Below are 11,371 nucleotides of genomic sequence, written 5' to 3' on the forward strand. Positions count from 1 at the left end.
GCGCAAGGCGGGTGAGCGGGCGATGCCGAATCGCGCGGCGGCCCGGGACCATTGAGTCGGAAGGCAAGGAGTTCGCCGTGAATGTCGAGAAACTCAGGACCGTGGACGATTGGGTGGCGTTCTATCGGCACGAGTTCGGACTGCCGGTCACCGAGCGGGGCGGTTTCGCCATGCTGCCGATCACCGGACGCGTGTGCGTCGTCCACCTGCCGACCGCGCGTGCCGAGAAGGTGCGCGCCGCACTGGAACAGCAGGGAACGAGGGGTCCCATGTTGGCCAGGCAGATCCGATGGAGTTTCCTCGCCGAGCCCGACAGCCGACCGGGACCACAGGTGCTCGAGGTGCTCAATCGGCTGGATATCGGCCTGCCCGCCGTCGGCAGCGCCGTGATGTTGCCGACCGGCCTCGGCCGCTGGACCCGGGAAGGGTGCTTCTGGGTCAGCCCGCCGAGCCGCGGTGACACGCTCCCACCGCTGTCCGTCATCCTCACAACGGCGCTCGCGGTGGGAGCGGGCGGCGGGGACTGATCACCTCCGCGGTCGGTTCCCCGCCGCCGTCCGCCGGGTCCGCTTCTCCCCCACAGTCGACGAAGCGGACTCGGCCCCGGTCAGCGTGCTTCGGCGGCGTCGATCGCGGCGGCCGGAATCGGGAAGTTCAGGTAGGACCGCGACGGAGTCGGTCCGCGCTGGCCCTGGTACTTCGAGCCCGCCACGGCGCTGCCGTATGGGTGCTCGGCCGGGCTGGTCAGCCTGAGCAGGCACAGCTGACCGATCTTCATGCCGGGCCACAGCGTGATCGGCAGATTCGCCACGTTGGACAGCTCCAGCGTGATGTGCCCGCTGAACCCGGGATCGATGAAGCCGGCGGTCGAGTGGGTCAGCAGACCCAGCCGGCCCAGGCTGGACTTGCCCTCCAACCGTCCGGCCAGGTCGTCCGGCAGCGTGCAGACCTCGAGGGTGGAGCCGAGCACGAATTCGCCGGGATGCAGCACGAACGGCTCGCCCTCGCCCGGCTCGACCAGGCTGGTGAGTTCGTCCTGCCGCTGCGCCGGATCGATGTGGGTGTAGCGAGTGTTGTTGAACACCCGGAACATCCGGTCCAGGCGCACGTCGATGCTCGACGGCTGGATCAGGTTCTCCAGCAGCGGCTCGACGCCGAGACGCCCAGCGGCGATCTCCGCGCGGATGTCACGATCGGAAAGCAGCACGCGACGAGCGTAGCGCCTGCTCGCCGGGGCTCCTCAGCCGCACAGTGATATGGAGAGAACGATATCCTCGCATTCATTCGGGCGGCGTCGCCCGCGATCGAAGGGATGAACCATGTCCGAGGGCTCGCTGTTCGACCTGACCGGCCACGTCGCCGTCGTCACCGGAGGCAACTCCGGCATCGGTCTCGGATTCGCCCGGGGTCTCGCGCGGGCCGGGGCCGATGTCTGCGTCGTCGGCCGCAACGCCGAACGCAACGAGGCGGCCGCCGCCGAATTGCGCGCGTTCGGCGGGGGCGTGCTCGCGCTGAGCTGCGACGTCGGCGAGGAGCAGCAGGTGATCGACACCATCGGCCGCGCGGCCGCATCGACTCCTGCTTCGTGAACGCCGGTGTGAGCCAGGGATTCATTCCGTTCGTGGAGACCGATCTCGCGGAATTCCGCCGGGTCACCTCTCTCAATCTCGACGCCGCGTTCGTGACGCTGCGTGAAGTGGCGAAAGTGATGCTCGCGCAAGGCGAGGGCGGCAGCCTGGTCGCCACCGCCAGCCTCGCCGCCCACCAGGGCGTTCCGCGCGGGCAGTCGTATGCGGCCAGCAAGGCCGGGTTGATCGCCATGGTGAACTCGATCGCGGTGGAGCTGGCCAAGCACGGCATCCGCGCGAACTCGGTGTTACCCGGCTGGGTCGAGACGCCGATGACCGAAGGGGCCTTCGCGTGGGATCGTTTCCGCGAGCGCGTCCACCCGAGAATCCCGGTCCGCCGCTGGGGCCTGCCGAGCGATTTCGAATCCGTCGCCGTCTACCTCGCCAGCCCCAGCAGCGGCTACCACACCGGCGACACTCTGCTGATCGACGGCGGCTACAGCAAGTTCTGACGCGCTTCGGCCACGGCGGTGCCATTCCAAGCCGGTTGGTTACCTTCGAGCGTCGGAGGTGGCAACGTGGAGGAGTGACCTCCCCTCGCATTCGCGGCATCATCGGGGTGCTCACCGCGTTGCTGGTGGTGTGCGCCGCGGCTCTCACGGCGGGCGTGGTCGGGAATCACGGCCCCGGCGGGTTCGATCGCGACATCACCGATTGGGCCGTCACGCACCGCAACGGCACGCTGACACCGGTCGCGGTGACGGTCAGCGTGCTGGGCGGCACGCTCGCCATGACCGCCCTCGCCACGGCCACCTGCCTGGTCCTGTCCTGGCGGCGGCGCTGGACGGCGGCGGCGCTCGTCGCGATCACCGGGCTCGGCGGCGGGCTGCTCGTGCGCGGCGGCAAGCGACTGACCGACCGGGACCGCCCGCCCGTCGAGGAACACCTGATCAGCGTGGCCAACCAGGCGTACCCCTCCGGGCACAGCATGGGCTCGTTCGTCGTGGTCGGCATCGTCCTTGCGGTCGCGCTCCCCGCCATACACGGTTCCACCCTCCGCGCCTGGACCGCGATCGCCGCCGCGCTCTTCGTCATCGCGGTCGGCCTGTCCCGGATCTACCTCGGCGTTCATTGGGCCACCGATGTCCTCGGGGGCTGGTGCTTCGGGGCGCTTTGGCTCATCTTCTGCTTGACCGTGTACCGGTGCTCGGTACCCGCCGACCGGGACGAGGGCCGGAAACCACCTACCGAGCAGGCAGTCGGACGTCGCCCGGACCCAGCGAGTGGGACTCTTCCTTAACTGGCCCGACGGGCTTGGTCAGCGTGTGGACGTCCGAGACGGAGTGCCGTTATGGTCGTGTGCATGGGAGTTAGCGGGGGGCCTAACGAATCTGGCCGAAATCTGTCAGTCGTGCCTGATGACGTGCAGGCGATCGGCCAGTACGTCTACAACATCGCCGACGCCATGAAGCAGGCTCTCGATTCCGCTGCCAGCGAGGTCGACAACCTGCTCACTTCCGATTGGACCGGCGACGCGGCCGACGAGTTCTCCACCGGGTGGACCGAAACCCGCGATGGCGGAACAAAACTCATGCGAGCGTTGACTTCTCTCGCCGAAAAGCTGGGTGTCACTGCGGCCAACTACAAGAGCACCGACACCGGCGGCGCATCCGGTCTCTCCAGCCTGGATCTGCCATGAGCTCTCAATTCAGCGTCGACCTCGAACGACTCGATCAGATCGTGTCGCGCCTCAACGGCCTGGCCGGGTTCTTACGCGATCACCTAGACGAACTCGACCACAAGGTCACTGCCTTGCAGAGCGGCAGTTGGGAATCTGCCGCGGCCGGCGCCTACGCCGACGCGCACACGCAATGGCTTGCGGCCGCCCGCGAATTCGCCGACGGCGTCGCCGCCGTGAGCGATGCCGCGCAGAAAGCGCACGGACGCTATACCCGCGCCATCGAGGCCAACCGCCGCATGCTGCGGTCGGGGCAGGCATGATCGTCGACTGGCAGACCTACTACGACGCCGCCAAGAAATGCCATGACCTCGCCGACGACCTCCGCAAAGCCGACAAGCCGGTCCACGATGCGATCAAAGGTGAATGCGCGGGGATGGCTGGCGACGCCCCCGGCTGCAAACAGTGGGGTGAGGCGTACGACAAAGCCGCCCAGCAGACCATGCAGGCCTGCTCGAGCCTGGCCAACGCCCTCACCAACTACGGCGCGGTGCTGTATGCCAACGGCTACAACTACGCCATCGCCAACAAGAGCAACCCCGCCCCGCCCCGCATCCACGCCCAGGAAGTCGGCGAGTACAAGGTCAGCATCCCATCCTCGGTGGCCGACAATGGAGTCGGCTTCACCGACCACGGCGGCCTGAAGGAATTCCTGGACAAACTCGTCGCCAAAGTCCTCTCCGCCTTCGGCAAACTCCCCAATGGCGACCACACCAAACTCGACAAAGCCCACACCACCTGGAACACCTTCGCCAACCACGACACCATCACCGGCGCGTCCGCCCGTATATCCGCCATTTCGGCACTGTTCGACGGCATGGACGACGCCACCAACCGGCAACTGCTCCAAGACCATTTCACGACTCTGAAAACCAGTGCCGACACCGTCAGCACCGCCGCGCAGAAAATGGCCGCACCCGTTGGCGACTACAAGAACGCGACCATCGCCCTCGGTAACGACAACGCCAAAGCGATCAACGCGCTGGAGCTGTCCATCAGCTTGATCGCGATAACCGCCGGTGTCGCTTTCCTGTTCAGCCTCGGCTCCTCCGCCGTCGCCGCAGCCGCCGCGATAGACGCCGACGTGGTCGCCACGATCAACGCGATCCAAACCTCCTACCGCGCCAGCCAAATGGTCCGAGTCATCGGTCTGACCAGTCTCGCCGCAGGGGCTGTCGGCACGATCGACGCCTTCCACGCTCTACCCGCCGTCGACCTCGACAAAGCCATCACCAACCTCGCCGCCATCATCGGCATGACGTCGACCATCGATGACGATCACGCCGGTGATTCCGATGAACTGGACTTCCGCCACAGTGAATACACTCGAGCCGAGATAGAAGAATTCATCAACGGACATACCGGCGACGGGAATCCGACGATGGACCGACCGACTCCCCAGCAAGTTCATGACGCCCTGACAAAAGGCACACCGGAACCGATGGGCGACGGACGCACAGCGGAGCAGGCCGAGCAATTTGTGTACAGGGGAGTCAAGGTGGTCGTGAACTACGAAATGCCATGGAAATCCACCGCCTGGAAACTGTGAGGAAAAGAATGTCGAACCCCGAGGATCGCGCGCATCGTCATTTCACCGAGGATGAGATAGTCGATATCAGGAGTCACCCGGTCACACTGAAATCGGGAGAGGAACGCGATGCGATCCGCTTGGCGGATTCATGGGAAGCGCACGTCGAGAAGATCGATCGCGACAGAAGCCTGCCCTGGTCGGACCGCACCGTCTGGAACGAATACGATCTCCACGCCGCTTACACTGTCCGGGATTACCTGGAAAGTGCCGTGAATCAATTGCCGACAATACTCGCCGCCAAGGTGAATAATTATATCTCCGATGCAGACAATAGATTTACGTCTATCACTGTCGAAGATTCAGGGAAGCGCATGGCAGCAGTCGCGAACATCGACACAACCGGACGTGGATGGTGGTGGTTCCGCATACCCGACTCCGGTCCGATCGTTGAAGACCTTGCTCGCTGGAGCCGATTCGAGAACAAATAGCCGATCGTCCGGAAGAGCGACTACCAGGGGCGGCGGTACGACGAGGAGAAGGGCGGGATCCTTGCGGTGGAGCCAATCCGGTTGTTGAAGGTGGACCCACTACAGCCCGCTCAGCGGCCCGCCAGGATGCGCCCGAGAACCACACACGCTCACCTGAAAATCCGGAGTAGCTCCCGGACCTGAGCCTCGAACGGGCTCAGTCCGGACACCAGAGCAAGGGAGTTGACCTACATAGCGCCTGGTCTGATAGAGTCGCGGACGCGCGTAGAGCAGTGCCGATGTAGTTCAATGGTAGAACTTCTGCTTCCCAAGCAGACAGCGCGGGTTCGATTCCCGTCATCGGCTCCACCCCAAAACCCGTCCTGATCAGGGCGGGTTTTGTTTTGAGGTTATGCCCCTCTGGCAGAGCACTGCACCGTGAGCTGTACCCAATGCACATTGCGGTGGTGTACTGCCGAACCGGGTGAGTCACCCGAGGTCAGCCGGGTCTGTTGCCGGACACGGCCGCTCGCCGATCCGTACACTCACCGGCGTGGTTCCCACCAATCGGCCGTTCCCACTGCGGCAGCCCGCATCGACGTCCGACCCATCCGCTATTCGCTCCAACGATTGGACGGCGTTCCGGCAGCTCGGGAACCTGCACGACCACTGGACTCTGAAATCTTGGGTCCCCGGCCAGTCCTGCTACTACTGGTATCTCACTTTCGACGATCCCGCGCTGACCGATCTCGCCGAGCGGTGTCAGAAGACTCTCGCCGACGACGGGATCGACCCGGTGCCCCTCGACGCTCTGCACATGACGCTGCTCAGCGTGGGCAAGGTCGGCGAAGTGTCCGACAGAGAGCTCGCGGATATCACGGATGCCGCACGTTCACGGCTAGCCGACATTGCGCCGTTCGACATCGTTGTCGGGCCACTGGCCGGGTCCCGCAGTGCGCTGCGGTTCTCGGTCACTCCATGGGACAACCTGCTCAGGTTGCACCGTTCCCTTCGTGAGGCGACCGCCGCGCACCGGCCGACGAGCCGCCTCGCCGAAACGACCGAGTTCCGGCCGCACCTCGGGATCGGCTACCTCAACCGACCTAGGGACTCTGCGGCGCTGATCGCCGACGTCACCGTGCTGCGAGAGTTGCCACCGGTCACCGTGCGCACGAGCCAGGTGGACCTCGTCGAGCTACGCCGCGACGGTCGTCAGTATCGCTGGACCGACCGCGCCGTGCTCCCGCTCGGCAGCCCCTAGCCCTCTGGCGCCGAGAACCCTCGCGCGGACGATGACCACTTTCGCAGCGAGTCGAGATATTCGCCCGCACCGTGTGCGGGGATCGTCCCGATGATGGCGCCGAGTTCGTGAGCCCGCTGCCAAACCGAGCGGATCGGGCGATCGCTGGACGCTTCGAGCGCCTCGACACCAAGACGTGCGGCCCGCTCGACATCGCGATGCCGACCGGCACCGAGCAGCGCGGCCGCCATGTCGAGCCGCACCAGAGACCGGCTCCACGCCGACTCCGACTCCGCGACTCGATCCTCGACCTGCTGGCCATACTCGAGGCAGCGCTGATAGTCACCGGCCGAGAGGAATGCGGTGGCCGCGTTCGCCATCAGCCGCGCCTCGCCGTAAGGAGCGAACGTCAGGGCGGGAGTGAGCTCCGGGCCGGTGGCGAGCGCTACCGCAATGGTGGTCGCCGCATCGATCGCGGCGGCGACACCGGCCGAGTCTCCGACTTTTCCGAGAGCACGAGCGAGCCCATTCGAGTACAGACGGACGGCCTGCGGGCCACCGTTCGCCAAATCCAATCCCTGGTAGGCCGCCCGCACCGCTGCCGCGTAGTCACCTTGGTAATAGGCGCAGAAGCTTTCGGTGCCCTTCACCCACGCCTGCAGATCGGTATCGCCCAGCAACTCGCCAATGGCGAACGCCTCGCGGCAATACATCCGGGCGTGCCCGAATCGGCCGCGGTTGACCGCCATATAAGCGAGCACGCCCGACAGACGGCCCGCGATCGAGTAGAGCGCGTGCAACTGGACGGGGTGTCGACGCTGCCCGAGCATCGCATCGACCTGATGGCGCGCCGTGATCACCTCCGGCGCCAGTCGGCGCGGCCCCTCCAGTTCATAGCGATCTACGACGTCATCGACTGCCAACGTGAGAATGTCGAGAACACTCCCGTCCGCGTCGAATTCGGACAACCCCTGCACCCGCCGCGCAATATCTGCTGGACTCTCAAAGGTGTCGGCGACCGTCCGAATGCGCGTCGGGCGCGGCTCCGGCATGAGCTCAGCTTCGAATCGCGCCCGCTCGACATCGGTGAGCCGATCGAGCATGGTGTCCATGGCCGCGGCGTACTTGCCTGACAGCTGGATTGTTTCGCGCCGCGTCTCCCACTTACGTACCGCTGCAACAGTGAACCCTAGGATCTCGGCGAACTCCGGCTGGCTGACCCGCAATGCCGCAGTGCGTAGTGCACGAACCTCGACCCCCGTCCACTTGGTCACGATCATCTGATCTGCCCATCTGTGCGTCCGTCCGTGAGCGTCAGCGTAGGCCTTCCGTAGTAGTCGCGTGGCTTCGATCGCCGGTATTTCCGCTGGAGAGTGTTGAAAGGCACCCGACGCCGGGTGATGCCAGTCCATCGGCAGCACCGAGTCTCCACGCCGGTGGCAAGAGCCCCGGCGCCGGGTGCACACCAACACACACCAGCAGTGAGGACGGTATGACCGCAAAGGCAGCAGACCCTCAGCGAGGCACTACGGCGATCCGCGAACTGGCCGACCGGGTCGGATACACGCACATCGAGATGCCAACACCCGGCGACGGGACCGAGCGTGGCCACGGAATACGGGTCCTCGCACGTGTTCACGGGTGCCACACTGCGGCGAGCGCCGATCAGCTCCACATGCCCGAGCCGATAAGGGACGCGATGACCGCAATGTCCGGCGTGGGCACGTCTGTCCGGAACGTCCGGCTTTCGGCGGCGTGACCAGTGGAGCACCGCCCCTCGGCCGCACTCGAAGCCGTACGCGCCGTATTCGAAGCCGACGACGCGGCGAAGCTTGCCATCGCCCGCAAGGATGGCCCGTTGTGGATGGCTGTGGACAAACCACAGACCTGGGTATTGGTCGCCGAGGATGGGACCCCAGGCGATGAGTTCACGATCGCCGGCCCGATATTCGGCGCGCCGGAGCTGTACGGGGGTGATGCCGAGTGAACGGGTGGGTCACGTTCGCGATCGGTCTCGGCGCCGCGCTCGTGGTCATGGCGCCGGTAGTCGCGGCCTCGATGTGGTGGCAGTTTCCCACCGATCGTGAGGCCGTCGAAGCGCACGTCGCGGAGCAGCGAATGGCTAACACGTTGTGGGCAACAGGTTTCCCGCATGATGCACCGGACCACGACCTCGGCATCCGCGAAGCCCACATGACGATGCAGCGGCACCGGAATTGCGATATCGCGTTGTGCCGCCGCAAGCGAGCGGCCTGGCAGACGCTCGTCGACGCGAAACGGATCCGCCCGGACACATCGCGCCAGAAGTAGGCACAGGATCGACCGCGAGTGGCACATGGTTGAGGCGAATCGCGAGTAGATCCTCCGTCATGTGCCACTCAACGAGGAGCCAGTCGGTAGAGGGAGGTTGTTTCCGCTGCGCGGGCGGTGTGGAGCGGGGAGGTGGGGTTGTGGGCTCGGTGGTGGGTGGGGTGGGTGGTGAGTTGGGCGGCGATGTGGAGGCCTGCGGTAGTGATGCGGGTGAGGAGTTCGTCGTGGGAGCGTAAGCCGAGGTGTTCGGGCAGGTCGGAGAGGATCAGCCAGCCTTCTCCGCCTGGATTCAGGTGGGCTGGGAGGCCGGAGAGGAAGGCGCGCAGCATGGACGAGTTCTCGTCGTAGACGCCGCTTTCCAGCGCTGAGGTCGGCGTGCCGGGAAGCCAAGGGGGGTTGCATACCACGAGGTCGGCCTTGCCATCCGGGAAGAGAGCCGGGCCTCGCACGTCGACGGATGACATGCCCAGCCGACCGAGGTTGGCGCGGGCACAGGTCAGCGCACGAAGACTGTTGTCGGTGGCGGTGATTCGCCGGATTCCACGACGGTCCAGGATCGCGGCGAGCACGCCGGTGCCCGTGCCGAGATCGAAGGCCGTCTCGGCTCGTGCGGGTAGCGGCGCGGACGCGACGAGATCGACGTACTCGCCGCGGACCGGGGAGAACACGCCATAGTGCGGATGGATGCGTTCGCCGAGCGCGGGCACGTAAACGCCCTTCTCCCGCCACTGCGCCGCACCGAGCACGCCGAGCAGTTCGGTGAGCGCCACCACCATGCGCCCGTGCGGCGCTCCGTACGCCTCGGTGCACGGGCCCCGCACATCGGGAGCGCGACGCAACGCCAGCGAATAGTCGTCTTCAAGGAGCACGAGCACCTTGCCGAGCACCTGCGCGCGCCGACGACGCGACGCGCGATACCGCTGGAACGCTTCGGCCGGACCGTCGCCGACCGAAACCCTCCGATCGATTCGCCGCCCCATCGCACGCAGCAGTTGCCGCGCATTGTGGAAATCACCGCGCCACAGCAGACCGGTCCCGGCTCGCGCCATTCGGCAAGCCGCGTCGGCGGTGATCCAGTCGTTCACCACCACAAGGGATTCGGGCGGCGGCGCGCCGTTCTCGGAATGCCAGCCGGCGGTCGGGCAGGTGTTATCGTCTTCGGTCCAGCAAACGGTGGACACCGCGTACTCCTCGTGATCGAACGTGCATGGGCACGACGAGCACTTCGCCGCGGAGTCGCGAAAAGACCTGTGCGCTATCGCACAGGGATCACTCGAGGTTCGTCTAGACCCGCGCCGAAGTGCGCGGGAAGTCGCCGAGAACCATGCCGAGCGTCATGACCGGACCTTTCCGTAAAGAGACACCAGAGTCTCCCACAGCCCTGATCCAGGCCGATGTCCGGACCCTGATGCGACGAGCATCGCATGCCCGTCGCGGCTTCCGGACCACCGCATCACCCCGATTTCGCGCACACCGGAGGGCCGTCAGGCTGCGCCGTTCGCCGGTTCGGCGTGCAACCGGCGGAACTTGCTGCCGTGGAATACCAGCGGGTCCACGTCGGTGCGGGTGGCGATGCGGTGGATGCGGAGGATGACCACCGCGTGGTCGCCTGCCGGGACGTGAGCTTCCTGGACACCCTCGATCCAGGCGGACGCGCCGTCGATGAACACGGCGTCGCCGGAACCGCGGTGCAGCTGGATGTCGCGGAAGCGGTCGCCGTCGCGGGTGCCCAGCGTGCGGGCGGCGGCCTGCTGGTCGGTGCCGAGCAGGCTGAGGCCGAGGTGGCTCGCGGCGGCGAGCTTGGGCCAGGTGGCCGAGGAGTTCTGCACGCAGAACGAGACCAGCGGCGGATCGAGCGAGACGGGCACGAACGTGCTCACCGCCAGACCGTGCGGGGTTCCGTCGATTTCGGCGCACACGGCGACGACGCCGCTGGGGAAGTTGGCGAACGCGCGACGCAGACCGGCTCCGTCGGCGGGGAATTCGAACAGGTCATGCATGATTCGCAGCCTTCGAGCTGTGGGCCAGTGCCTGGGCGACCGAACGCCACCGACCACTGTACCGGTCGATGACGCCGTCCTCGGCGAATGTGCGATCGGACAAGTAGAGCCCGGGCAACGCGGCGGTGGCCCCGATTTCGACGAGCACGGGCTTGAGCAGCAGGTCGGGAGCGAGGGCGTGGGCCGGTCCCGCGCCGAGCATGACCGGGACCGCGAGCACGCCTTCCAGGCCGGTCCCGCCCTCGAACTGTTCGAGGAACAGCTTGAGCAGACCGGTGTAGGTCGCCTTGAAGGTGGGGCTGGCGAAGACGACGAGCTCCGAGCCCGCCACGGTGCGTACCGCCTCGGCCACGGCCGCGTCACCCCAGCTGAGCAGGGCGGGGCCGAACTCGACCAGATCGATCACGGTGGGCTCCACCTCCGGCCGCAGCCCCCTCGCGACCAGGGTGGCCGCGGTGAGCGTGCGTGAGGCGGGTTTCGGGTTTCCGACGACGACAGTGACTGTCATTTCGTCTCC

14 protein-coding genes, 1 tRNA gene and 1 pseudogene are annotated in these 11,371 nt (G+C 66.2%); 11 read left to right on the forward strand and 5 right to left on the reverse strand.

All coding sequences use genetic code 11. The annotated features are described in order from the left end of the window. Positions 1-77 precede the first annotated feature (77 nt). Positions 78-527 carry a hypothetical protein gene (locus ACWEH3_RS01940; protein ID WP_063016495.1) on the forward strand — a complete coding sequence of 150 codons (450 nt, stop codon included), beginning with the start codon at positions 78-80 and terminating at the stop codon, positions 525-527. 80 nt (positions 528-607) lie between these two features. Here ACWEH3_RS01940 and dcd read toward each other — a convergent pair whose 3' ends face one another. Further along, positions 608-1,207: a dCTP deaminase gene (gene dcd, locus ACWEH3_RS01945; protein ID WP_355071445.1), complete on the reverse strand. Its 600-nt coding sequence runs from the start codon at positions 1,205-1,207 to the stop codon at positions 608-610. Positions 1,208-1,319: 112 nt separating this feature from the next. On the opposite strand from dcd, the pseudogene ACWEH3_RS01950 reads away from it, so the two are divergent. The 8 genes and pseudogenes from ACWEH3_RS01950 (at position 1,320) to ACWEH3_RS01985 (ending at position 6,565) form a co-directional block, all read left to right on the forward strand. Next, positions 1,320-2,080 (forward strand): annotated as a pseudogene (locus ACWEH3_RS01950) (SDR family NAD(P)-dependent oxidoreductase). A gap of 74 nt (positions 2,081-2,154) precedes the next feature. Continuing rightward, positions 2,155-2,868, forward strand: coding sequence for a phosphatase PAP2 family protein (locus tag ACWEH3_RS01955; protein ID WP_450017756.1), 714 nt, complete (start codon positions 2,155-2,157; stop codon positions 2,866-2,868). A 111-nt stretch (positions 2,869-2,979) separates the two neighbouring features. Beyond that, a complete protein-coding gene (locus tag ACWEH3_RS01960; protein ID WP_450017758.1) occupies positions 2,980-3,267 on the forward strand; it encodes a WXG100 family type VII secretion target in 288 nt (95 codons plus the stop codon). Continuing rightward, on the forward strand, positions 3,264-3,569 hold the full coding sequence (locus ACWEH3_RS01965; protein WP_450017760.1) for a WXG100 family type VII secretion target: 306 nt from the start codon (positions 3,264-3,266) through the stop codon (positions 3,567-3,569). The genes ACWEH3_RS01960 and ACWEH3_RS01965 overlap by 4 nt, the downstream gene beginning before the upstream one ends. Further along, complete coding sequence (locus ACWEH3_RS01970; protein ID WP_450017762.1) at positions 3,566-4,855, forward strand: hypothetical protein; 1,290 nt, start codon at positions 3,566-3,568, stop codon at positions 4,853-4,855. The genes ACWEH3_RS01965 and ACWEH3_RS01970 overlap by 4 nt, the downstream gene beginning before the upstream one ends. 8 nt (positions 4,856-4,863) lie before the next feature. Continuing rightward, positions 4,864-5,325 (forward strand): hypothetical protein, encoded by a 462-nt coding sequence (locus ACWEH3_RS01975; RefSeq protein ID WP_450017764.1) that lies wholly within the window; start codon positions 4,864-4,866, stop codon positions 5,323-5,325. A 274-nt stretch (positions 5,326-5,599) separates the two neighbouring features. Continuing rightward, positions 5,600-5,673: transfer RNA gene (locus ACWEH3_RS01980), tRNA-Gly, on the forward strand. Positions 5,674-5,857: 184 nt separating this feature from the next. Beyond that, the gene (locus ACWEH3_RS01985) at positions 5,858-6,565 is read left to right on the forward strand and encodes a 2'-5' RNA ligase family protein (RefSeq protein ID WP_450017766.1); all 708 of its coding nucleotides are present in this window, start codon (positions 5,858-5,860) and stop codon (positions 6,563-6,565) included. Here the strand turns inward: ACWEH3_RS01985 and ACWEH3_RS01990 are convergent. Beyond that, on the reverse strand, positions 6,562-7,965 hold the full coding sequence (locus tag ACWEH3_RS01990) for a helix-turn-helix domain-containing protein (RefSeq protein WP_450017768.1): 1,404 nt from the start codon (positions 7,963-7,965) through the stop codon (positions 6,562-6,564). The two genes, ACWEH3_RS01985 and ACWEH3_RS01990, sit on opposite strands and share 4 nt — an antisense overlap. A gap of 341 nt (positions 7,966-8,306) precedes the next feature. Between ACWEH3_RS01990 and ACWEH3_RS01995 the strand changes: the two genes are divergently transcribed. Together ACWEH3_RS01995 and ACWEH3_RS02000 are read left to right on the forward strand one after the other, a co-directional pair. Continuing rightward, positions 8,307-8,531: a hypothetical protein gene (locus ACWEH3_RS01995; RefSeq protein WP_450017770.1), complete on the forward strand. Its 225-nt coding sequence runs from the start codon at positions 8,307-8,309 to the stop codon at positions 8,529-8,531. After that, positions 8,528-8,854: a hypothetical protein gene (locus tag ACWEH3_RS02000; protein WP_450017772.1), complete on the forward strand. Its 327-nt coding sequence runs from the start codon at positions 8,528-8,530 to the stop codon at positions 8,852-8,854. The genes ACWEH3_RS01995 and ACWEH3_RS02000 overlap by 4 nt, the downstream gene beginning before the upstream one ends. 68 nt (positions 8,855-8,922) lie before the next feature. Here ACWEH3_RS02000 and ACWEH3_RS02005 read toward each other — a convergent pair whose 3' ends face one another. From ACWEH3_RS02005 to ACWEH3_RS02015, 3 genes are all read right to left on the reverse strand, one after another. Further along, positions 8,923-10,035, reverse strand: a complete 1,113-nt coding sequence (locus tag ACWEH3_RS02005; protein ID WP_450017774.1) for a methyltransferase — start codon at positions 10,033-10,035, stop codon at positions 8,923-8,925. A gap of 303 nt (positions 10,036-10,338) precedes the next feature. Next, entirely contained in the window at positions 10,339-10,854 is a 516-nt protein-coding gene (locus ACWEH3_RS02010; RefSeq protein WP_450017776.1) for a flavin reductase family protein, read from the reverse strand. Then, positions 10,847-11,362, reverse strand: a complete 516-nt coding sequence (locus tag ACWEH3_RS02015) for an NADPH-dependent FMN reductase (RefSeq protein WP_450017778.1) — start codon at positions 11,360-11,362, stop codon at positions 10,847-10,849. The genes ACWEH3_RS02010 and ACWEH3_RS02015 overlap by 8 nt, the downstream gene beginning before the upstream one ends. Positions 11,363-11,371: the final 9 nt, after the last annotated feature.

It is taken from the genome of Nocardia sp. NPDC004718 (genome assembly GCF_053601535.1).